Source organism: Flavobacterium sp. (assembly GCF_031381455.1).
In the GTDB taxonomy this organism is placed as follows: Bacteria; Bacteroidota; Bacteroidia; order Flavobacteriales; family Flavobacteriaceae; genus Flavobacterium.
Genome location: NZ_JANMXZ010000012.1, coordinates 77,344 through 101,499, shown reverse-complemented (window position 1 = coordinate 101,499; position 24,156 = coordinate 77,344). Strand labels below are relative to the sequence as shown.

Below are 24,156 nucleotides of genomic sequence, written 5' to 3'. Positions count from 1 at the left end.
CATTCCGAGGAACGAGGAATCTCATAATCAGATTCCTCGTTCCTCGGAATGATAAAAGTAATAGTAATGAACCTGAAGGAATTAAATTCTTTCAGGTTTTTTGTTATATTTATCCTTCTAAAACCAACCAAATGAAAACCTTTTCCACAAAAGAAAAATTCCGAATTCTATTTAGTTTTCCCGTAATCATTGCAGCTCTTGGCTATTTTGTTGACATTTATGATTTATTGCTTTTTGGAATTGTACGCATTCCAAGTTTAAAAAGCATGGGATTAGATGCGGATAAAGTTGGAACGATGATTATCAATTACCAAATGATTGGATTAGTTCTAGGCGGAATAATTTGGGGTGTTTTTGGCGATAAGAAAGGACGACTTTCGGTTTTATTTGGTTCGATTATAGTCTATTCGTTGGCTAATATTGCCTGCGGATTTTTACCGCAAATCAATTTTATGGACAAGGCAACTGCTTATGCTGTGTTGCGTTTCATTGCCGGAATTGGTTTAGCGGGAGAATTAGGTGCCGGAATTACCTTGGTTTCCGAAACGCTGCCCAAAGAACTGCGAGCCATTGGGACTTCAATCGTGGCGGGTTTTGGCGTACTTGGTGCTGTCGTGGCGCAGTTTACCGTCGAATTGGCGGGAAGTTGGACAATAGCTTACATCATTGGCGGACTTCTGGGTTTAGCATTATTGGTATTGCGGATTAGTGTGGCGGAAAGCGGTATGTTTAAAACCATAAAGGAAAATAGCGCTGTCAAACGTGGTGATTTCTTTTCGTTTTTTACCAATAAAAAACGTTTTGTCAAATACATGAAATGTGTCTTAATTGGGATTCCGATTTGGTATTGCATTGGGATTTTGGTTTTTATGGCCAATCAGTTTGCACCCGAAATGGGCATTGCCAAAATTGATCCTGCAAAAGCCATTTTGTGGATTTACATTTTTGGTTCTATTGGAGATTTCTCCAGTGGTTTTATTTCACATGCGTTGGGTTCCCGAAAAAAAACCATTCTTTACATGATGCTTTTTACTTTACTTGGCGTTTTCTTGTTGCTGTTTGGAGGTACAAGAAGCGAAGGCATGTATTACTTTTATTGTGCTTGGTTAGGATTGAGCACTGGTTTTTGGGCGATGTTTGTTACGCTGGCTGCCGAACAATTTGGCACCAATTTACGAAGCACTGCCACAACGAGTGTGCCTAATATGGTGAGAGGTTCTGTTCCCCTTATGCTGATTGGTTTTGATTATTTAAAACATAGCCATACTGTGATTATTTCTGCAGCAATAGTTGGCGCAGTAGTTTTTAGTACGGGAATTTATGCTGTGCTTACCATAAAAGAAACACATCTAATTGATTTGGATTATGTGGAATAGGATATTTGGTTATGCGTTATTGGGTTATTTGATTGATTCTTATGTTGTTTGGTTATTGGCATAAAAAAAGCCCCGATTTCTCGAGGCTTTCTCATTTTAATATTTCTTTTTTTTGTAAACCCCAGCTTCGGAATAGGAATTAATGCTGGAGTTCTCGAACGTAAAAAGAAAACGACTTAAGAGAGACCTATATACTTACGGGTGAATTAAATATTGTCTAGTCGTTTTACCGTTTGCTTGATTATAAATATCCATTATGATGTATGTGTTTGCTGTAATTCCTGTAATTAAATACGTGAAATCATAGTCGTTTTTGTTATTTGCCGTTGAATCATCAGTTAAAAACGGAGTAGTAGATCCTTGTTTTGTAATTACAACTTTAGAAAGCCTAATATCAGAATGGATATGACCAGTCAGTGTATATTCACCTTGTGAATTAGCCACACCCTCTGCTTCAGTAAAGGTTATAGTTGGAAGTGCAGCATCATCATCCTTTGAACATGAATTCAAAAATAATCCGCTCGCTAAAATTAGTACCATCGTAATAAAAAATTTCATTCTCATAATTTTTGTGTTTAAATTTATTAATTATGTGGCAAGATAATTTTTAATTCATAGCAATATGTTAAAGTTAGTAATGTCATAACAAATAGCAAAAATTATGTAACAATTGCACCTTTAGAATAAGGAATTTTATACCATGAAAAAATATATCCTTATCCTTAGTATTTTTATGGTTCTGACTTCGTGTAAACAAGAGAAACGAGTGATTCATAAAAAAGTTGTCCCAACCCGAGTGAAACCGAAAGCAGTTAGCTATCATTTTGAAAAAACCAAAAGTTGGTTAGCAACAACAACTGATAGTACTAAAATTTGGGTTGCTCTAGCAATCAACAGAACCGACAGAGCGAATATTGTGAAAATGGATTCTATCATAGTTCCAACAGATTTGACTGGCGATTTGGCTTACTATTTACCATTCCCACTAGAAGTCGCTTCACTAAGTGATGTTAGCAAAATAATATTCTTTTCGTATGCCACACAAACTTTTGCTACATATGAATATGGCGATTTGATTCGGACTGGCCCAACTAATATGGGACGAAAAGCGGATAAAACACCAACCGGATTGTTTTTTACCAATTGGAAAGCTGAAAAAACAACCAGTACTTTTAACGACGAATGGGATTTAAAATGGAACTTTAATGTGGCAAACAAATTAGGTGTCGGCTTCCATCAATATGAGTTACCTGGTTATCCTGCGTCTCACTCTTGCTTACGTCTTCAGGAAAGAGATGCTAAATATCTTTATGATTGGGCTGAACAATGGGTTTTGATAAATGACGAAACAATTAAGTTTAAAGGCACTCCAGTTGTCATTTTTGGAAGTTATGATTTTGATGCACCAAAACCCTGGTATCAATTGGTGAGTAATCCAAAAGCATTAGACATATCAGAAGCTTCGATTGAAAAAGAAGTACAACCTTTTCTTTCCAAAATACTAGCTGAACAGGAAAAAAGAGCCAATTCCAAACAATAAAAAATCCAAACCATCTTAACGTCATTCTAACATTTACCTTTGTATATTTGTATCGCAAAAAAATGAAGAATGGAATCAGTTATTGATACTAATTTACCTGTTAGTAAGCCTAAATGGCTTAAGGTAAAACTACCTATTGGTCAAAAATACTCAGAACTTCGTGGTCTGGTTGACAAATACAAACTTAACACTATTTGTGCTTCGGGCAGTTGTCCGAATATGGGCGAATGCTGGGGCGAAGGCACCGCTACCTTTATGATTTTGGGAAATATATGCACGCGTTCCTGTGGTTTTTGTGGTGTAAAAACCGGTCGTCCGGAAACGGTAGATTGGGATGAACCCGAAAAAGTGGCGCGTTCTATCAAAATCATGAAAATAAAACACGCAGTGATTACCAGTGTTGACCGTGATGATTTAAAAGATATGGGTTCTATTATTTGGTTAGAAACCGTTCAATCCATTCGTAGAATGAATCCGGAAACGACTTTAGAAACGCTGATTCCCGATTTTCAAGGTGTAGAAAGAATCATCGACCGAATTGTAGAAGCTAATCCCGAAGTGGTATCACACAATGTTGAAACTGTTCGTCGTTTAACGCGTGAAGTTCGTATTCAGGCAAAATATGATAGAAGTTTAGCTGTTTTAAAATATCTGAAAGACCAAGGAATTCGAAGAACAAAATCGGGTATTATGCTTGGTCTTGGCGAAACCGAAGAAGAAGTAATACAAACCATGCGCGATTTGCGTGACCAAAATGTTGATATCGTTACCATTGGTCAATACCTGCAACCAAGTAAAAAACATTTGCCGGTAAAAGAATTCATTACTCCGGAACAATTCGAGAAATACGAAACACTGGGAAAGGAAATGGGATTCCGTCATGTAGAAAGTGGTCCTTTGGTGCGTTCATCTTATCACGCAGAGAAACATATTTTATAAAAAAGGGTTATGAGGTTTATGAAGTTTATAAGGTTTATTAAAATACTCTTCTTATAAACTTTATAAACTTCATAAACCTCATAAACATTATCAACTTATTAATGAAAATTCAAATTGCCATCAATGGTTTTGGACGCATCGGAAGAAATCTTTTCCGATTGTTGCTCAATCATCCTTCGATTGAAGTGGTTGCTATCAATGACATTGCCGACAACAAAACCATGGCGCATTTGGTAAAATATGACAGTATTCATGGTGTTTTACCATATGATGTTTCCTTTGATGACAAATCGATAATCGTAAATGGAAAGCCGTATTTGTTTTTTCACGAAAAAGAAATCTCTAACTTAAAATGGAATAACATTGATTTTGTTATTGAAAGTACCGGGAAATACACCACTTTTGAAGACATCAACAAACACATTCTGGCCGGAGCAAAAAAAGTAATTCTGTCTGCACCATCTGAAGTTTTCGAAATTAAAACCGTGGTTATTGGTGTAAACGAAAATATTTTAGATGGAACGGAGAACATAGTTTCTAACGCTAGTTGCACAACTAATAATGCTGCACCAATGATTAAAATCATTAACGAACTCTGTGGCATTGAGCAAGCGTATATCACAACTGTACATTCCTATACAACAGATCAAAGCTTACACGACCAACCGCACAAAGATTTGCGTCGCGCGCGTGGTGCAAGTCAAAGCATTGTCCCAACCACTACTGGCGCAGCAAAAGCGTTGACCAAAATTTTTCCAGAAATGGAAGGAAAAATTGGTGGCAGCGGAATTCGAGTTCCTGTTCCTGATGGTTCATTAACCGATATTACCTGCTATGTAAAAAAAGAAGTTACCATTGCAGAAATCAATACTGCTTTTAAAAAAGCGTCGCAAACTTCACTCAAAGGAATTCTTGATTATACCGAAGATCCAATAGTTTCTGTAGATATTATTGGCAATAAAAACTCCTGTCTTTTTGATGCCCAATTAACTTCCGTGATTGGCAAAATGGTTAAGGTTGTAGGTTGGTATGATAACGAAATTGGTTATTCCTCAAGAATAATTGATTTAATACTGTTGTTGAAAAAATAATTCCCTAATTTTAACAATATAATTTATTTGAACACGCAAAATGAAATGGATTTCCATTTTCCTTTTTATTCCTATTGTCTTTTTTGGGCAAAAAATATCAATAAAAAAAATTGACAGCACTGCCTATTATGTTCAGTTAGCCAACTTCAATAAAAAAACAAACAATTATAAATCCGCTCTTGCTTTTTCTCAGAAAGCTTATAATTATGCTAAACTTAATAACGACATTAAAGGAAAAGCTGATGCATTATTCTCGTTAGGCACAACCTATTTTGAGTTAAAAAAATGGAATGATGCTTTAGAATCTTTTACAAATAGTGCCGATTTATACAATCAACTTATACCATCAACAAATTACGCCTTTTGTTATTATAGCATTGGTCTTTGTTATATGAGTTTGGAAGAATTTGCCAAAGCCGAAGACAATTTTGACAAGGCAGAATCCATCTATAATTTATTAAAGATAGATGCTTCCCCTTTTATGAATTTGCAAAAAGGGATTTTATATAAGAATAATGGCAAAACGGAATTGGCTTCCAAGCTATTTAATGAAATCATTTCAAAAGACGATAAACAAGATATTTTCAAAACCAAAGCGGAAGCGCTTTACCAACTTGGTACGATTGAACAAAAATTAAATCATAGTAATTTAAGTGTAAACTATCTCAACCGAGCATTGCTATTAAGTACAAAAGAAAAAAACTTAGACCAAAAAGCAAAAATCCTTTTGGATTTGAGTAAATCGTATGAAAAACTGCTCGACTTAAAAAAGTCATATACTTATTTAAAAGCGCACATAGATTTAAAAGACAGCCTTTCGCATTTGTATAATAAAAAATTAAATACCGATGACTATGTAAGTTTCAGAGAAAGTGAGCAGATGAAAGCCATTGACCAGATGACAAAAGAAAATGAAACGCAACAGAAAACGAACAAATTTGCTAAACTTATCAGTATTTTGGCTATTGCGTTGATTACGATTTTATCACTTTTGAGTTTGTCTTTGTATAAAAATAACATCATCAGAACCCAATCTAACAATACTTTAAAAGAGAAAAATTTCGAGTTGCAAATTGCAAAAGACAATGCCGAAAAAGCATCTAAAGCCAGAGCTGAATTTTTATCAACTGTGAGCCACGAATTGAGAACACCGCTGAATGCAATTAATGGTATAACCCATTTATTGATTGAAGATAATCCTAAGGAAAATCAGATACATTACTTAAATTCATTAAAATTTTCGGGAAATTATCTGTTGACATTCATCAATGAAATTCTGGAAATTAACCGAATCGACTCGAATAACATCGAAATTGAATACATTGATTTTAACATCAAACAATTGCTGCTCGATATTCAAAACTCAATGCAGGAAATTGCATCCAAAAACAATAATAAATTCACTTTAGAAATAGATCCAGACGTTCCCGAAATTCTGCTAAGCGACCCAACTAAGTTGTCGCAAATATTCATCAACTTGATTAATAATGCACTGAAGTTTACCAAAAATGGCGAAGTAAAAGTCACCGCCAAACTAATCGAAACCACTGAAGCGTATTCCAGAATAAATTTTGCGATAAGCGATACGGGAATTGGTATTCCTCTGGATAAACAGGAATCCATTTTTGAGAGTTTCTCACAAGGTTCCATTGAAATTAACAGAAAATATGGCGGAACAGGTTTGGGTTTGACCATCGTTAAAAAAGTAGTCGACTTATTAGGCGGAGAAATCAATTTAACCAGCGAAGTCGGTGTTGGAACTACGTTTGATTTCGAATTAAATCTACAACATGGAACTAAAGAAATTGTGGTTGAAAAAGAAAAATTGTATTCGGAAGACCTATTAATTGGCAAAAAGATTTTGGTAGTAGAAGATAACAAAATCAACCAAATGGTGACCAAAAAAATGCTCGAGAAAAAAGGGATTATATGTCAAATTATCGACAATGGTGAAGATTCCGTTGAAATGCTCAGCAAAGAAAATGACTTTGATTTAGTCTTGATGGATGTCCATTTACCAGGCATAAATGGCACCATTGCCACACAGAAAATCAGGGAATATGACACCAAAATCCCTATTATTGCCTTAACCGCAATTTCCCTTGATGAAAATAGAGAAATACTGATGTCATTTGGTATGACTGATGTAATCACCAAACCTTTTGAACCCGAAAATTTCTATAAAATTATTGCCGCGAATTTGTGTTAGAACTGTAGAATTAATTCCTTAATTAATTTTCTAACGTTTGGTTCTGCTTTTGCGGCTGCTTTTAAAACTTCGTCGTGGCTTACTTCTTCCATAGCTGTTTCAACATCTCCCATATCAGTAATTACAGATAGTCCGAAGCATTCGATTCCCATATGTCGGGCAACAATAACTTCCGGAACTGTTGACATTCCGACACAATCAGCTCCAAGAATTTTTACCATTTTATATTCAGCAAAAGTTTCAAATGTTGGGCCTTGCAAACCAAGATAAACGCCATCATGAACCGTAATATTATTTTCAGCAGCGATTGCTTTTGCTTTTTTAATCATCGCTTTATTATAAGCTTCGTTCATATTCAAAAACCGTGGTCCAAAACGCTCCTCATTTTTTCCATGTAATGGATGCTCCGGAAAAAAATTGATATGATCTTTGATAATTACTACTGAACCTACTTCATAATCAGAATTTACGCCTCCCGAAGCGTTTGAAACTACCAATTTAGTAACACCAAGATATTTCATTACGCGCACAGGAAACGTTACTTGCTTCATGTCATAGCCTTCATAAAAATGAAAACGTCCTTGCATTGCCATAACTTTTTTATCGCCAATAGTTCCGAAAACAAGCGCGCCTTTATGTCCTTGAACAGTTGACACTGGAAAATTCGGAATTTCGATGTATGGTAATGTAAATTCAATAGTGATATCGTCAGTAAAACTTCCTAATCCAGAGCCTAAAATAATACCATATTCTGGTGTAAAATTGGTTTTCTCTTTAATATAATTAACGGTTTCTTGTACAAGTTCCCACATAGTTTAAAATGATTTGGTCAAAAGTTTCCTGATTACTCAAAAATTTACTTTTGATTGGTAAATAATATAATTGTTCTTTTAAAATTTTAGCCTCCAAACGTACAAAATCTTTTTCAGTTGTGATGATGATTTTGTCCTTGGCTTTAGTTTTTAACATTAAAATTTCGCTTTCGCTAAAATTATGATGATCTGGAAATGCCATAATTTCATTAGTATCAGCTTTTAAAAAATCAAAAAAAGGTTTTGGTTTGGCAATTCCGGCTAGCAAAATTTTTGGTATTGATTTTAAATCGCTAACCGCTAAACTTTCGGTATCGTTATACACTTTATCATCATAAGCAATGCTGCTGAAATAGATTGGTAAGTCAACTCCAAGTTTCTTTTTAATCCTTTCCTGTTCCGATTCCGTAATGTTCGGCGGACATTTGGTTACTATTATTAAGTTGGCTCTTTTAGCTCCGTTTCTACTTTCGCGAAGATTTCCTGTTGGTAACATAAAATCATCGCAAAATAAATCACCGTAAGCTGTCAAAAGAATATAAAATCCTGCTTTCACTTTGCGGTGTTGAAACGCATCATCCAATAAAATAATTTCTGGTTTAGCTTTTTGACTTAACAATTTTTCAATTCCGTTTCGTCTTTCTGCATCAACCGCAACCTGAATATTTGAGAATTTTTTAAAATACTGAAAAGGTTCATCACCCAAAATTTCTCCCGATGGTTCTGGATTTGCAGCAGTATCAGCCAAAACAAAACCCTCCGATTTTCGTTTGTATCCGCGACTCAAAGTTGCTACTTTATAAGTAGGCGAAAGTAGCCGAATTAAATACTCAATTTGAGGTGTTTTTCCGGTGCCGCCAACGCTCAAATTACCCACAGCAATAACAGGAATATCGAAGGAATACGATTTTAGAATACCCTTATCAAAAAGATAATTTCTTAAAGAAGTGATAAAACCATACAATATGGCAAAAGGAAAGAGTAATTTTCGCAACAAAATCATACTACGAAAGTAACGATTTTTTATATTTGAATGAAATTATTCGATTTACCAAATACAAATGAAATTCCAATTACTAAAAACCGTATTCGTTTTACTACTGATTTCTACTGTTGCCTTTTCGCAAGAAGCGGATAATTCGGCTATTTTGAAAATAATTTTTTCCAAATACTACAAAAACGAAAAAGTAATCGCTAAAGGAAGACTGCAATTGTTGAGTTTTTATTGCAAAAAAGCGCCTAACAACGAGGAAGTTTTAGAAGTAATTTCAAAAAGTGATTTACTCAAAAAGAATGCTTCCGAAATCAAAAAGCAAATCGTAATTGGTATTGATGAAGATTGGTCTGCCACTTACAACCTCTTGTTTGACAATCAAAACCAATATTTGAAAAGCAAAGTCAATGCCTGTTTGTCTTTTGAAGAATACAAAGTAGTTTCCGACCGCTATGGTGAGAACAACCAGCGTTTGATGATTGTTAACAAACCTATTTATTTTGCCAATAACAATTTTGCCTTAGTGAAAATTGCTTTCTATCGAAGTATCGAACATAATAGCGGCAGTTTTATGCTGCTTGAAAAAGTAAATGGCATTTGGACGATTAAAGAATATTTAAACGAATGGGCAACTTAAAAATGAAATCGAAGATTCACGACACGAGCGCAAGCGAACTGGTGAAACAATACCAAACTAATATTATCGCATGAGTAAAATAAAAGAAATACTCTCAATCCTAGAAGAAATGGCGCCTTTGGCTTATGCCGAAGATTTTGACAACGTTGGTTTGCTTGTCGGGAATCAGGAAAATGAAGCAACCGGAATTCTAGTTTGTCACGACGCTTTAGAAAGTGTGATTGAGGAAGCCATTGCTAAAAAATGCAATTTAGTGGTTTGCTTCCATCCTATTATTTTTTCAGGCTTGAAGAAAATTACAGGTAAGAATTATGTAGAGCGTTCAGTTTTAAAAGCCATCAAAAATGACATTGCTATTTATGCGGTTCACACGGCTTTGGACAATCATAAAAACGGCGTGAACAAAATTTTTAGTGATGTATTGGGTATGGTAAACACTAGGATTTTGGTTCCAAAACAAAACTTCATACAAAAACTTGTAACGTATACCATTCCCGAAAACGTTGAGGAATTGCGTAATGCTTTGTTTGAAGCCGGTGCCGGAAAGATCGGCAACTACGAAGATTGTAGCTTCAATTCTAAAGGTATCGGAACCTACATGGGCAACGAAGACAGCAACCCAGAAATTGGAGAGCGCTTCGAATTTGTTGAAAACGAAGAAATCAAAATTGAAGTGACCTTTGAAAAACAGCTGCAATCCAAAATCTTAAAAGCGCTTTTCAAAAATCATGTTTATGAAGAAGTGGCTTACGAGATTTACGACTTGCAAAACACACATCAAAATATCGGCCTAGGAATGATAGGCGAACTCGAAAAACCAATGAGTGAAACCGAATTTTTAAATTTCGTAAAAGATAAAATGCAATGCGGCTCGATTCGCCATAGCACTATGCTTGGAAAACCCATTCAGAAGGTTGCTGTGCTTGGTGGTTCGGGAAGTTTTGCCATTAAGAACGCTATTCAGGCAAATGCTGATGTTTTTTTAACTGCCGATTTGAAGTATCACAACTTTTATGAAGCTGAAAATCAGATAGTTTTAGCAGATATCGGACACTTTGAAAGTGAAAGATTTACAAAAAATTATATTGTTGATTTTCTTAAGAAAAAAATCCCTAATTTTGCAGTCAATTTTTCGGAAGAAAATACAAATCCTGTTAAGTACTTATAAAATATGGCGACTACAAAAGAACTAAATGTTGAAGACAAATTAAGAGCTATTTATGACCTTCAAATCATAGATACAAGAATTGATGAAATCAGAAATGTAAGAGGCGAATTGCCTTTAGAAGTGGAAGATTTAGAAGATGAAGTTACTGGTTTAAGCACTCGTTTAGATAAATTGAAAAGTGATTTGGTTGCTATCGAAGAGCAAATCAAAACAAAGAAAAACAACATTGACGATCACCAAGCAGCAATAAAAAAATATACGGTTCAACAAAAAGAAGTCCGTAACAATAGAGAATTCAACTCTTTGACTAAAGAAGTAGAATTCCAAGAATTGGAAATTCAATTGGCCGAAAAACAAATCAAAGAACTGAAAGCTTCTATCGAACACAAAAAAGAAGTAATTACAAATTCTAAAGAAAAATTAGACCAAAAAACGACGCATCTAAAACATAAAAAAGCAGAATTGAGCGATATCATGGCTGAAACTCAAAAAGAGGAAGCCTTCTTAATCGAAAAATCTGCTGAATATGAGGCCTTAATCGAAGAAAGATTATTGGCCGCTTACAAAAGAATTCGTTCTAGCGTTCGCAATGGTTTAGCGGTTGTATCTATTGAACGTGGTGCTTCTGCCGGTTCATTTTTTACAATTCCACCTCAAACACAAGTGGAAATCGCTGCCAGAAAGAAAATCATCACCGATGAGCATTCAGGAAGAATCTTAGTAGATGCTTCATTGGCTGAAGAAGAAAGAGAAAAAATGCAAAAATTATTTGCTCACCTATAATAATTAATCCCGACTCGCTCGGGATTTTTTTATGAAGAAAATTCAATTTTTTATCATCACAAAATCAATTGGGTTATATCTCAATGCATTGAGCTATGTCAATTTGGAGGAAGCTAAAAACAAAGCGTACCAACTTTTTAGCCAACCTAGAAAAGGCAGAATCAAAAAAGAAAAATTACCAAAAACGTTACAGAACGTAACCTATGAAACCTTTGAATACCAAACTGAAAAGTTCCAAACTTATATTTGGCATGGCACCCGAGGCGACACGAGCGATAGCGAACTGGCGAAGCAATCCGAACGGAGCGAAGCTAATGAAGAAATAATTCTTTTGGTTCATGGTTGGGAAAGCAATGCTTCTCGATGGAAAAAATTACTGACCCATCTAAAACCTTTGGGAAAAACCATTATCGCAATTGACGCTCCGGCACACGGATTGAGCGAAGGAACAGAATTCAACGCTCCAAAATATGCCGAATATATTAATGTGTTAACGCAAAAATACCAACCCAAAATTGTCATCGGTCATTCTGTAGGTGGTGCTGCGATTTCTTTTTATTTGAACAAATACAAAAATCCCACAATCGAAAAAGTAATACTTCTTGGTGCACCTTCTGATTTTAAAATTTTGAGCGATAATTTTGTAAAACTTTTGAGTTTAAATGATAAAGTTAAAACCCAGTTAGAGAATTATTATCTTGAAAAATTCAACATTCATATCGATGATTTTTCGGGACATCAATTTGCCAAAAACTTTACCCAAAAAGCATTCATCGCACACGACACTGAAGATAAAGTCGTACTTATAGACGAAGGTCGCAAATATGCAAAAACCTGGAAAGAGGCCATTTATATTGAAACTACTGGTTTAGGACACAGCATGCATGACGACGATTTGTATAAAAAAATAATTGATTTTATTTAAGAGCGATTGGCTCGGGCTTTCTTGGTTTCCTTATTCCCGCTATCTGCTCCAATCTTTTTATTGTCTCACTTACCGCAGTCGAAGTGCTTTTGCTAAAATAAAAAGGATTTCCTCTTCTATCGGGGCTAATTAGGAATTGTCGTGTGTTTCAGTTATCTTAAAATTCTGAAAATCAATACAACTTAAATGACCTCTTTACTTTTTTACCATTTCTGTAAAAAAAATACAATTCAACACTAAAAATTTCCTATTTTTAACAAAATCATTACTAATTACTTTTACTAATTATTCCAATCATGAAAATAGATAAGATACAAGCACTTCGCGGTCCCAATATTTGGAGTGTTCAACGTAAGAAATTAATCCAAATGCGTCTTGATTTGGAAGAAATGGAACAATTCCCAACCAACAAAATTGATGGTTTTCGTGAAAGAATAGAAGCTATGTTTCCAACAATGATTGAGCATCGCTGCTCTGAAGGTGTTCGCGGCGGATTCTTTTCCCGCATTGAACGCGGCACTTGGATGGGACATGTAATTGAACATATTGCTTTAGAAATTCAAACCCTTGCCGGAATGGAAACTGGTTTCGGAAGAACCCGTGAAACCAAAACTCCCGGAATATACAATGTAGTTTTTAGTTATACCGAAGAAAATGTCGGAATGTTTGCTGCCGAAAGTTCCGTTGCCATAGCCGAGGCTTTAATTGCCGGAACTGAGTATGACCTTGAAGCTGATATTCAGAAAATGCGTGAAATCAGAGAGCGCGTTCGACTTGGTCCATCTACAGGAAGTATCGTAGAAGATGCCGTTTCTAGAGATATTCCGTGGATTCGATTAGGAACAAACTCTTTAGTACAATTAGGTTACGGAATCAATCAAATGCGTTTTCAAGCGACGATTACCTGCAAAACAAGCAGCATTGCCGTAGATATTGCGTGTAACAAAGAGCAAACTAAAAAAATGCTCGATGCTGCTTCAATTCCGGTTGCAAACGGTGGAATTTGTGTTGATGAAGAAGATTTGGATGAAGTTATCAAAAAAATTGGTTATCCAATTGTGTTAAAACCATTGGATGGAAATCACGGAAAAGGCGCATCCATTAATGTAAAAACCAGAGAAGAAGCTGTAGAAGGTTTAGCTTACGCCAAAAAATACAGCCATAGAGTTATTGTCGAAAAATTTATCACCGGTTATGACTTTAGAGTTTTAGTTATTAATAATAAATTAGTAGCGGCTGCTAAACGTGAACCGGCACACGTGAAAGGCAACGGAAAACATACCATCCAACAGTTAATCGACGAAACGAATAAAGATCCGCGTCGTGGTTATGGACATGAGAATGTCTTAACCCAAATTGATGTCGATAGAGATACAACCGATTTATTAGAAAAATTAAGTTACACACTGGAAACCGTTCCTGAAAAAGGAGAAATCGTTTATCTAAAATCAACTGCAAATTTGAGTACTGGCGGAACTTCTATTGATGTGACGGATATGATGCATCCAGAAAATATTTTCCTTTGCGAAAGAATTTCCCGCGTAATTGGATTAGACGTTTGTGGTGTTGATATCATGGCAGAAAATCTAACCCAACCTTTGAAAGAAAACGGAGGTTGTATTTTGGAAGTGAATGCTGCACCAGGATTCCGTATGCACTTGGCACCTTCAGAAGGATTGCCTAGAAACGTTGCTGCACCAGTTATTGATATGCTTTATCCTCCGGGAAAACCAAGTCGTATTCCGATTATTGCGGTTACCGGAACCAACGGAAAGACTACCACTACAAGACTTTTGGCTCACATTGTAAAAAATAATGGGTATCAAGTTGGTTTCACCACATCGGACGGAATTTATGTTCAAAACCACATGATGGAAAAAGGCGATACTACTGGACCACTTTCTGCTGAATATATTTTGAAAGATCCAACAGTTGAATTTGCTGTTTTGGAAACGGCTCGTGGCGGAATTCTTCGTTCAGGACTTGGCTTTAGCCGTTGTGATATTGCGATTATAACCAACATTCAGGAAGATCATTTAGGATTGAGTGATATTCACACTTTAGATGATTTGGCTCGTGTAAAAAGTACGGTTGTAAAGAGCGTTAAGAAAGATGGTTGGGCAATTTTGAATGCCGAAGACGAACAATGTTTGAAAATTGCCAACGAATTAAGTTGCAATGTCGCTTACTTTAGTATGGATGAAAATAATCCAAAAGTAAAACAGTTTTCTAAAGAAGGTAAAATTGTGGCCGTTTATGAAAATGGATATATCACCATCAAAAAAGGTGAATGGAAAATCAGAGTGGAAAGAGCCACTCACGTTCCGTTAACCATGGGTGGAAAAGCCAAATTTATGATTGCTAATGTGTTGGCTGCAACCTTGGCAAGTTACTTACACGGATTTAAAACCGAAGATATTAGTCTATCATTGCAAACCTTCATTCCGAGTGCGGCACAAACGCCGGGAAGAATGAACATTTTTGAGTTCAAAAAATTCAAAGTATTGATTGACTTTGCTCATAATCCATCTGGATACAGAGGTGTTGAAGAATATTTAAGCTCTGTTGAAGCCACCAAAAAAATTGGAATCATTGCAGGTGTTGGTGACCGTCGTGACGAAGATATTAAAGAATGTGCTACCATTGCGGCACGAATGTTTGATCATATCATCATCCGCCAAGAGAAATATTTACGTGGCAGAACCGAAGAAGAAATCATTGATTTAATTATGGAAGGAATAAATGAAAGCGGTAGAAATGTTACCCATGAGATTATCCCTAAAGAAGTGGAAGCCATAAAGCATGCTATAAATAATGCGCAAGAAGGTTCGTTTATTACTGCATTAAGCGATGTAGTAACTAATGCTATAAATATTGTCCAAGAATATTTGGATAAGGAAAGTGAAGATGGAAATATTTAAAAATTAAAACTCATTATATAAATCCCAAATTCCAATAGGTTTTTGGGATTTTTTTACAGTAATAAACGTCAAATTAACTTAAAAAAAACTGTTAATCAGAAAAGTATAAATGTATTACTTTACATTTGTTCTTCTAAAAATCAAACAATGAAAAAAATAACTTTTCTTATATTCACATTGCTGCTTACCTGTATGACCTTTGGTCAAAAAATCCAGATTAAAAAAGATAAAATTCTTTATGACAAAGCAGAAATAGCTATCATCACCGAACCGTTCCGAGATCATTACGATTTCTCAACACTAAGTGGCGAAAAGAAATTTTCTGTTGATTTCAAAGGACTGTCCGTAAATGACACACAGTTTTACCAATGGCTTGAAGTAACCAGCGCCGACGGGAAAACCAAAACCGAGATTCCACATGATGTACTGATCACTGCTTTTGACGTAAAACGTATTATTGCCCACAATCTAGCAGTAAAATATAATTTACTTGATGCTTCTGGAATAAACGATAAAGCCTTAGCGACCTTCTTTGAAACACAAAGAGAAAGCCTAAGTGATAAATATGGTAAAACCGTTGCATCAGCCAAGATTGACGGTGACGAGCAAAAGAAAAAAGTACAACAAATAAAATCTCAATACAATCCGCAAATTCAAAATGACAAAAGCATTACGTTTACACAAGGAGGAAAATTGGTGATTGTCGGCCGAATGGTTACTGAGCCCTACATAGTTGGTGGCGGAGCACGTGATTATGCATACATTTATGATATTGATGGCAATAAAGCAGCCTCTTTAGGATTTGTAAGCTTAGGAGCTAATTTTAAAATTACAACATTTGACGACAAAACATACGAATTGGTGACAAAAAGCATGTACTCTGAAGGAAACACAACTTTCCTAAATGAATTTCTATGGGATGTTGTGTCCCGCGGCTACACGCTCGGACACCAAATTCGTGATGAAAATGCCAAACTACTTGCGGCTAAAATAGCTTTGGCAAAAGAAAGAAGCGTCAACATCTATAAGAAAAAAGGATACTTGATTGATGGAGAAGGTAAACGTTATGACGGTGTTATCAGCATTTATTTTCAAATGTTAGACATTAACGAAACCGGACAAGTATTGCCAGAAGATACTGCAGATAATTTTGGGAAAAGAGTCAGTATCACTTATAGAAACGAAAAAAATCAGGAACGCAATAAAAGCTTTAAAGCGAGCAGCAATGCCTATTTCTGTATTACAGAAAATAACAAGGAAACTTTTTATTATGGTATGGCCGTTAAAGGAGAAGCCATGAAAAAAATGCAAAACATTGGTAATTTTGCTTTTGATAACGCCTTTTTCTTCCAAATGATTCACAAAGAAGAAAAAATCATGGTATTACACGATCCGGTGGAAACTGAAAAATATATTATCAAAATTGCAACCGAAGCCAAAGGGCAAATGTTAGACCGCAGAAGCACTGAAAATTTGAGTGTGCAATTGGCCGATTATTTAAAAGCATGTAGAAGCCTATCGGAGGATATTAAAAAAAATGAATTTGATTTAAAAAATGAAGACAACCTGAGCAGAATTGCACAAGAATATCAAAACTGTAAATAATGACTGAAGGAATGGGAGTTAGATGATTTGGATATGAAAAAACTACAATTAATTTTAGACCAACTAGAATCGCACATTTCCAATTTTGAAAAAACAAATCCTGCTGTTTCAAACGCAACAATCGGTTGGCAAATTGATCATAGTTTGTTGGTGATTAATACCGTAGTTGATGAACTCAAAAACTCGAATCCGGAAAATTATAAGTGGAAGTTGAATAAGATGAGGCTCTTAATCCAAATTGTAAATACAATTCCAAGAGGAAAAGTCAGAGTGCCAAAAGCAGTCAAGCCTGTTGCTATTGCAACGATTGATGAATTGAAAGCCAAACTCGAACTCGCTAGAAAGAATATCGCGAACATTTCAACGCTTCCCTCTAAAAGTTATTTTACGCATCCGTTTTTTGGAGATTTGAAATTGAAATCTGCCATTTGGTTTTTGAAATTGCATACGAAACATCATTTGAAGATAATTGAGGATATCAATAGGTTATAACACATGACAAAGAAGAAAATTTCCCCAACAAAAAAAGTGCTGCTTCTAATGCTATACATAATGATTATTGGGCTGATAATACCCGAGAATTTCAAAATGCCTGTAGTTGGCGCAACTAAAGACAGTTATAATAAGGAATCCTTTTGGTATTATCCTTGGGGTAAATCGGGTACACACAAAGGAGTTGATATATTTGCTAAAACTGGTACGCCAATTATTTCTTCAACTAAAGGTCTTGTTGTTTATTGTGGCCAAATTAGTATGGGAGGCAATGTTGTTGCAGTCTTAGGACCAAAATGGAGAATCCACTATTACGCACATTTGGATGAAATAAAAACGCATACTTTTTCATTTGTTGGACACAAAGACACAATTGGTACTGTTGGGACTTCCGGAAATGCAAAAGGTAAAACTCCACATTTACATTTTACAGTTTCGACTTTGATTCCCTATTTGTGGCGCATTGATACTGATCATCAAGGTTGGAAAAAGATGTGGTATTTAAATCCAATTGAAAAGCTTAATAAAAAAACCAGCTATTAACTATGTCTAGGTCTTCTGCGGTTTCTTTCTCGCAGCAGGAAATAATACATTGTTCAAAATTAATCGGAAACCCGGAGAATTTGGGTGTAAATCTAAAACCGTTGCCTCATCTCCTACTCTGTGTTGGTAATCTTCGGGATCGTGACCGCCATAGAAAGTAAAAAAACCTTTTCCTTTTTGTCCGTGAATATAACGCGCTTCCTCATTCAATTCGTTCTTTCCTAAAATCAACACATTTGACTTTATCAATTCACTGTCAAAAGCTGTTGTTTGTCCCATAAAACCTTTTACCAATTGGGTGTGATTTTGGCACAGCATACTCGGAATAACATCCCATTTTGCAGAGAATTCCATCAAGGTAAAATAATCTTTTTCAAAAGGAACTCGGCGTTTTTCTGTCATGTCAATATCCGAAAACTCATAGTGATCGGGCTTTCTATCCAGAATAAAATTTTTGAACGCAAAGGTTTTGTTATAATCAATTTTTGATTGGTAATTTGACTCGCTATCGTCGCCGTCAAACATTGGCTCGCAAATATCAACTCCCTCAGCGGAAAGTGCAATATCAAAACTATCCGTTGCCGAACACATGGCAAACATGAATCCGCCACCAATCACAAAATCACGAATCTTTTTGGCTACAGCCAATTTATCATGAGACACTTTAGCAAAACCTAATTTGGTAGCTAAGGCTTCGGCATCTTTCTTTTGTTCAATATACCAAGGCGCATTGCGATACGCTCCGTAAAACTTCCCGTATTGTCCTGTAAAATCCTCGTGATGCAAATGCAGCCAATCGTATAACAACAATTGATCACTCAACACTTCTTCATCATAAACGACTTTAAACGGAATTTCAGCATAAGTCAAAACCATTGTAACAGCGTCATCCCAAGGTTGTTTTCCCGGAGGTGAATAAACTGCAATTTTTGGAGCTTTTTCCAAAACTACTGTTTCCATATTTTGTGATGGACTTGAAATATCAGCTACTATAGACTGCATTTCCGCATCTGATAAGACTTCAAAACTCACACCTCTGATTTGACATTCCTTTCTGATTTCGGGAACATCAGGTAATAGAAAAGAACCGCCACGATAGTTTAATAACCAACTGGCTTTGTATTGTTTGTCCAATGCCCAATAGGTAATTCCGTATGCTTTAAGATGGTTTTTTTGAGTAGTATCATCCATCGGCAACAAAATAAAATTTGCCTTAGCGGAAAAGGAAATTAGAATCAGGAAAATATAGAGTGACTTTTTAAACATCTTTAGTAAATAATAGACCCAAAGATAATAGATTTAGTGTGAAGAAAAACATAAAAAAATCCCGAGAATTAGTCGGGATTGTATTTTTAAAATGGAACATCGCTTTCGTCGTCATTGGAATTAATATTGCTTCCAAAAGCTTCATTCGCTGACGGTAAATTTTTCGTCATAAACGGATTATCATCATGATTCATTTTCGATGGCAAATCATCAAAAGTGCTTCCGTATTCTTCGAGGTTATCAAACTTACCAAGACTTCCGATGAATTTCAAACGAATGCTTTCTAACGAACCGTTTCTGTGTTTAGCGATGATAAATTCAGCCTGACCTGCAGTTGGTGTTTGCTCTTCATCATCCCATTCATCAATTTTGTAATATTCAGGACGATAAATAAACGAAACAATATCGGCATCCTGCTCAATCGCACCCGATTCACGTAAGTCAGAAAGCAATGGTCTTTTACTTGAACCACGCGTTTCAACAGCACGCGATAACTGAGACAATGCAATTACCGGAATTTCTAATTCTTTGGCTAAAGCTTTTAAATTTCTGGAAATGGTTGAGATTTCCTGTTCACGATTACCCATTCCTTTTCCGTTGCTTCCGCCGGCAGTCATCAATTGCAAATAATCGACAATGATGAGTTTTATTCCGTGTTGCGATGATAAACGACGTGCTTTAGCTCTTAAATCAAAGATAGAAAGCGAAGGTGAATCATCGATATACAAAGGAGCTTTTTCTAAATCTTTTACTTTAGTAGAAAGCTGTTCCCACTCGTGTTTTTCTAGTTTTCCGGTTCTTAATTTCTCGGAAGACAAACCGGTTTCAGATGAAATTAAACGCGTGATTAATTGAACTGATGACATCTCTAATGAAAATAATGCAACCGGTTGATTTAAATCAATTGCAATGTTTCTTGCCATAGAAAGTACAAATGCGGTTTTACCCATACCGGGACGAGCTGCAATAATAATCAAATCGGAAGGTTGCCAACCCGAAGTTATTTTGTCCAGCTTATCAAAACCAGTGGCAATTCCACTCATTCCTTCCTTGTTAGCAATATCTTCGATTCGCTTTTTGGCTTGGATTACCAAACTTTGAGCGGTTTCAGAACTACGTTTGATGTTTCCTTGTGTTACTTCGTATAGTTTAGATTCGGCTTTGTCTAATAAATCAAAAACATCTGTAGTTTCATCATACGATTCTTCGATGATTTCAGAAGAGATTTTTATTAAGCTTCGTTGAATGTATTTCTGTAAAATAATTCTAGAGTGAAACTCGATGTGAGCCGAAGATGATATCTTTTGGGTAAGTTGAATCAGATAAAAATCGCCACCAGCCAAATCTAATTTAGCGCTCTTCTTTAGCTGAGCTGAAACTGTTAATAAGTCAATAGGTTGAGAATCTGTGAATAACTGAAAAATAGCTTCGAAAATATGCTTGTGTGCTTCTTTGTAAAAAGCATCAGGTTGCAGTATATCGATAACCTCATCAACCCCTTTTTTGTCAATCATCATGGCGCCTAACACCGCTTCCTCTAGGTCGAGTACTTGTGGTGGCAGCTTACCTTTTTCTAAGTTTATAATAGTAGTTTTATCTACTTTTATAGGGTTCATATTTCTGAGATTTTCCATGTAGCGAAAGTAACTATTTTGATGAATTTTTTTGAATTGAGTTATTCAAGATGGTTGTTTATAAGTTTCTTTTTTTTGTTGATAACCAAAAAAAAATCCGAAACTGTAGGGCTTCGGATTTTAGTAAAATTTATAAGAATTTACTCCTTGTATTCGCCCATCTTACTGTATTTATCCATCCTTTGAGCTACTAACTCTTCTGTTGATAAATCTTTTAATTCGTTAAACGCTTTCATGATATATTGTTCAACAGTTTTGAAAGCCGTTTCTTTATCGTAATGTGCTCCACCAAGTGGTTCCGGGATAACATCATCAACCAATTTCATTTTTTTCATATCAGTTGAAGTCAGTTTCAAAGCATCAGCAGCTTGTTCTTTATATTCCCAACTTTTCCATAAAATTGAAGAACATGATTCAGGTGAGATAACAGAATACCAAGTGTTTTCCATCATTAAAACTCTGTCCCCAACACCTATTCCAAGCGCGCCACCAGAAGCACCTTCTCCAATGATAACACAGATAATAGGCACTTTAAGACGCACCATTTCAAAGATGTTACGGGCAATTGCTTCACCTTGTCCGCGTTCTTCAGCTTCTAATCCAGGAAAAGCTCCCGGAGTATCAATTAAAGTCACGACAGGAAGGTTGAATTTCTCCGCCATTTTCATCAAACGCAAGGCTTTACGATAACCTTCTGGACTTGCCATTCCAAAATTACGCAACTGACGCATTTTGGTATTGATTCCTTTTTGTTGTCCGATAAGCATAAACGACTGACCATCTATTTGACCTAAACCACCTATCATGGCTTTATCATCTTTGAAATTTCGGTCTCCAAAAAGTTCCAAAAAAGTTCCTTTAGTCAAGTTCGTAATATGCTCTAAAGTATACGGTCTGTTGGGATGACGTGATAATTGTACGCGTTGCCAAGCGGTAAGATTTTTGTATATTTTTCTTTTAGTTTCTTCTAATTTTTTTTCAATTTGTTTGCAGGTTGCTGTGACATCTACATTTGATTCGGCACCAATAATCTGGCATTTATCGAGTTGGTCTTCTAGTTCTTTTATAGGAAGTTCAAAATCTAAATATTCCATAGGGTTTGTTCGTTTTGATTTAATCGAATAGCAAATATAAAATTTTATATTGTGATAAAAAGCACTTTTTACAGATTATTGCAAACAAAATTAATCGTATTGAAATGCCAATTTAGTTTCTTTTTCTATAACTTTTTATAACGGAATTTAGCAAGACTGTTAGCAAAATAATGACCGCTCCAATGTAAAACTCAAAGCTCATTCTTTCTTTTTCTTTGAATACTAATACCGCTAAAATGATTCCGTAAATAGGCTCCAAGTTAATAGTAAGCATCACAGTATAAGGGCTTAAAAATTTCATTATCGCAGTGGAAGCTATAAAAGCATACGCCGTGCAGACCGAACTTAAAATCATTAAATACATAAAATCTTTAGTCGAAAGCGAAAAGAAAGTTGGTGTAAAACTATGTGTAAATACTAACAGAATAGTAAAGAATACTACGCCACCACTTAGCTCGTAAAAAGAGATTACAGTTGCATCGTGCGATTTTACCAATTTACTATTAATAACTGCAAACAAAGCCGATAGAAAAGCCGACGTTAAAGCAGTCAACATTCCCCAAAAATAGTTTTCTTCTATATTGAAAATAATGTAAAGTCCAAAAACCACCAGTAATCCGAAGAACACTTCATACCAGACAATCTTTTTTCCGTATAAAATGGGTTCCAATAAAGACGCAAAAAAAGCTCCTGTAGAGAGACAGGCAAGCGTTATTGAAATATTAGAAATCTTGATGGCATGAAAAAAAGTATACCAATGCAAGGCAATAATTAATCCTGAGAACAAAAACTGTAATAACGCTTTTTTAGAAACTCGTAAAGGCAGCTTTTTGAAACCAATGTAAATAGCAATAAATCCAACGGCAAATAGCATTCTAAACCAAACTAATGGCAAAGCATCGAGTGAAATTAGTGCGCCTAAAATGGCTGTGAATCCCCAAATGAATACTATTAAATGGAGATGCAAATAACTTTTAAGGTTATCGCTTAGCATTTCGTAAAAGATAAATAGCTAATAGTCCAAAAACAAAGTTTGGTGTCCAAACCGCTAGTAATGGTGGCGCGGTAGATTTTTCGGCTAAAACTCCAAAAACTTTATCCAGAAAGACAAAAGCAAAGGCTAGAATAATTCCGATGGCCAAGTTGGTTCCCATTCCGCCACGACGCTTCATAGACGAAACAGCAACAGCAATGATTGTTAGAATAAAAGCAGAAACCGGAATACTGTATTTTTTATAAAGCACTACCAAATACACATTAATATTGGAAGAACCACGCGTTTTTTCTTTATCAATAAACTTAGTAAGCTCATTTAAAGGCAAGGTTTCCGCAATATAAACCACAGGCGTTAAATCTTCTAAATCAAATTTAAAAACAGTGTCTTTGACTTCACCTGATTCTATAATATCGCCAAACTTACCTACTTTCCTTTTGGTATAATTATACAAGGTGTAATTTTTTGCTTTTGGATTCCATTTAATTCTACTGGCTAACAATTTATATTTTAACTTGTCTCCTTCAAATTTTTCCATCGAAAAATTAAAAGCCATTTTGGAAACTTCATTAAAGTTACTCACAAAAATATATTCATCTTTACTGATTTGACGAAACACATCGGTATCATCACGCAGATTATCAGTTCCTCCGCTGGTGAGATAAGTATATCGAAAGCTTTTAAACCCCGCACTCGCATTGGGCACCAAATAAATTGTCATCACCAAAGCAAAAAGCGATATAATCGTTGCTCCTATAATATAAGGACGAAGAAATCGTGAGAAAGAAATACCCGAACTTAGAATGGCAATAATCTCGGTGTTATTGGCAAGTTTTGATGTAAACCAAATTACCGAAAGGAATAAAAATATTGGAAATAATAAATTCGCAAAATAGATGGTAAAGTCAAGATAATATTTAGCAATCGCTGAGAAAGCAACGTGATTCTCAATCATTTTATTGACTTTTTCCGAAACATCAATCACTATCCCAATAGGAATAAACATTAACAACATTACAGCGAATGTTCCTAAGTAGCGTTTGAGAATGTATTTGTCAATTATTTTTAACATTGTTCAAGTTTATGGTTTATGGTTTATGATTTATGGTTATATCCAAACCACAAACAATAAA

At 35.4% G+C, this 24,156-nt stretch carries 21 protein-coding genes; 13 read left to right on the top strand and 8 right to left on the bottom strand.

Annotated features, from left to right (window positions below):
• Positions 1-131 precede the first annotated feature (131 nt).
• Positions 132-1,376: an MFS transporter gene (locus RMN97_RS03820; RefSeq protein ID WP_309613196.1), complete on the top strand. Its 1,245-nt coding sequence runs from the start codon at positions 132-134 to the stop codon at positions 1,374-1,376.
• Positions 1,377-1,571: 195 nt separating this feature from the next.
• On the opposite strand, the gene RMN97_RS03815 is transcribed toward RMN97_RS03820, so the two are convergent.
• The gene (locus tag RMN97_RS03815) at positions 1,572-1,934 is read right to left on the bottom strand and encodes a hypothetical protein (protein WP_309613195.1); all 363 of its coding nucleotides are present in this window, start codon (positions 1,932-1,934) and stop codon (positions 1,572-1,574) included.
• A 142-nt stretch (positions 1,935-2,076) separates the two neighbouring features.
• Between RMN97_RS03815 and RMN97_RS03810 the strand changes: the two genes are divergently transcribed.
• The 4 genes from RMN97_RS03810 (at position 2,077) to RMN97_RS03795 (ending at position 7,155) form a co-directional block, all read left to right on the top strand.
• Complete coding sequence (locus RMN97_RS03810; protein WP_309613194.1) at positions 2,077-2,916, top strand: L,D-transpeptidase; 840 nt, start codon at positions 2,077-2,079, stop codon at positions 2,914-2,916.
• A gap of 69 nt (positions 2,917-2,985) precedes the next feature.
• Positions 2,986-3,855, top strand: a complete 870-nt coding sequence (gene lipA / locus RMN97_RS03805) for a lipoyl synthase (RefSeq protein WP_309613193.1) — start codon at positions 2,986-2,988, stop codon at positions 3,853-3,855.
• A gap of 101 nt (positions 3,856-3,956) precedes the next feature.
• Positions 3,957-4,946 carry a type I glyceraldehyde-3-phosphate dehydrogenase gene (gene gap, locus RMN97_RS03800; protein ID WP_309613192.1) on the top strand — a complete coding sequence of 330 codons (990 nt, stop codon included), beginning with the start codon at positions 3,957-3,959 and terminating at the stop codon, positions 4,944-4,946.
• Positions 4,947-4,986: 40 nt separating this feature from the next.
• A complete protein-coding gene (locus tag RMN97_RS03795) occupies positions 4,987-7,155 on the top strand; it encodes an ATP-binding protein (RefSeq protein ID WP_309613191.1) in 2,169 nt (722 codons plus the stop codon).
• On the opposite strand, the gene RMN97_RS03790 is transcribed toward RMN97_RS03795, so the two are convergent.
• Both RMN97_RS03790 and lpxK read right to left on the bottom strand, forming a co-directional pair.
• Positions 7,152-7,967 (bottom strand): purine-nucleoside phosphorylase, encoded by an 816-nt coding sequence (locus tag RMN97_RS03790; protein WP_309613190.1) that lies wholly within the window; start codon positions 7,965-7,967, stop codon positions 7,152-7,154. The two genes, RMN97_RS03795 and RMN97_RS03790, sit on opposite strands and share 4 nt — an antisense overlap.
• On the bottom strand, positions 7,939-8,970 hold the full coding sequence (lpxK, locus tag RMN97_RS03785; protein WP_309613189.1) for a tetraacyldisaccharide 4'-kinase: 1,032 nt from the start codon (positions 8,968-8,970) through the stop codon (positions 7,939-7,941). Before lpxK ends, RMN97_RS03790 begins: the two co-directional genes overlap by 29 nt.
• Positions 8,971-9,028: 58 nt before the next feature.
• Between lpxK and RMN97_RS03780 the strand changes: the two genes are divergently transcribed.
• From RMN97_RS03780 to RMN97_RS03745, 8 genes are all read left to right on the top strand, one after another.
• On the top strand, positions 9,029-9,598 hold the full coding sequence (locus tag RMN97_RS03780; protein WP_309613188.1) for a hypothetical protein: 570 nt from the start codon (positions 9,029-9,031) through the stop codon (positions 9,596-9,598).
• A 70-nt stretch (positions 9,599-9,668) separates the two neighbouring features.
• Complete coding sequence (locus RMN97_RS03775) at positions 9,669-10,766, top strand: Nif3-like dinuclear metal center hexameric protein (RefSeq protein ID WP_309613187.1); 1,098 nt, start codon at positions 9,669-9,671, stop codon at positions 10,764-10,766.
• A 3-nt stretch (positions 10,767-10,769) separates the two neighbouring features.
• A complete protein-coding gene (locus RMN97_RS03770; protein WP_309613186.1) occupies positions 10,770-11,549 on the top strand; it encodes a C4-type zinc ribbon domain-containing protein in 780 nt (259 codons plus the stop codon).
• Positions 11,550-11,580: 31 nt separating this feature from the next.
• The gene (locus RMN97_RS03765) at positions 11,581-12,474 is read left to right on the top strand and encodes an alpha/beta fold hydrolase (RefSeq protein WP_309613185.1); all 894 of its coding nucleotides are present in this window, start codon (positions 11,581-11,583) and stop codon (positions 12,472-12,474) included.
• A 296-nt stretch (positions 12,475-12,770) separates the two neighbouring features.
• On the top strand, positions 12,771-15,395 hold the full coding sequence (cphA, locus tag RMN97_RS03760; protein ID WP_309613184.1) for a cyanophycin synthetase: 2,625 nt from the start codon (positions 12,771-12,773) through the stop codon (positions 15,393-15,395).
• A gap of 147 nt (positions 15,396-15,542) precedes the next feature.
• Entirely contained in the window at positions 15,543-17,000 is a 1,458-nt protein-coding gene (locus tag RMN97_RS03755; RefSeq protein WP_309613183.1) for a hypothetical protein, read from the top strand.
• 33 nt (positions 17,001-17,033) lie between these two features.
• Positions 17,034-17,492: a DUF1569 domain-containing protein gene (locus RMN97_RS03750; RefSeq protein WP_309613182.1), complete on the top strand. Its 459-nt coding sequence runs from the start codon at positions 17,034-17,036 to the stop codon at positions 17,490-17,492.
• A 3-nt stretch (positions 17,493-17,495) separates the two neighbouring features.
• Positions 17,496-18,035, top strand: coding sequence for a M23 family metallopeptidase (locus RMN97_RS03745; protein WP_309613181.1), 540 nt, complete (start codon positions 17,496-17,498; stop codon positions 18,033-18,035).
• A 6-nt stretch (positions 18,036-18,041) separates the two neighbouring features.
• Here the strand turns inward: RMN97_RS03745 and RMN97_RS03740 are convergent, their stop codons facing one another.
• The 5 genes from RMN97_RS03740 to RMN97_RS03720 form a co-directional block, all read right to left on the bottom strand.
• The gene (locus RMN97_RS03740; RefSeq protein WP_309613180.1) at positions 18,042-19,301 is read right to left on the bottom strand and encodes an asparagine synthetase B; all 1,260 of its coding nucleotides are present in this window, start codon (positions 19,299-19,301) and stop codon (positions 18,042-18,044) included.
• Positions 19,302-19,387: 86 nt separating this feature from the next.
• Entirely contained in the window at positions 19,388-20,935 is a 1,548-nt protein-coding gene (gene dnaB / locus RMN97_RS03735; RefSeq protein ID WP_309613179.1) for a replicative DNA helicase, read from the bottom strand.
• 140 nt (positions 20,936-21,075) lie between these two features.
• A complete protein-coding gene (locus RMN97_RS03730; protein WP_309613178.1) occupies positions 21,076-22,029 on the bottom strand; it encodes an acetyl-CoA carboxylase carboxyltransferase subunit alpha in 954 nt (317 codons plus the stop codon).
• A 112-nt stretch (positions 22,030-22,141) separates the two neighbouring features.
• A complete protein-coding gene (locus tag RMN97_RS03725) occupies positions 22,142-23,023 on the bottom strand; it encodes a DMT family transporter (RefSeq protein ID WP_309613177.1) in 882 nt (293 codons plus the stop codon).
• The gene (locus RMN97_RS03720; RefSeq protein WP_309613176.1) at positions 23,010-24,095 is read right to left on the bottom strand and encodes an LptF/LptG family permease; all 1,086 of its coding nucleotides are present in this window, start codon (positions 24,093-24,095) and stop codon (positions 23,010-23,012) included. Before RMN97_RS03720 ends, RMN97_RS03725 begins: the two co-directional genes overlap by 14 nt.
• Positions 24,096-24,156 lie beyond the last annotated feature (61 nt).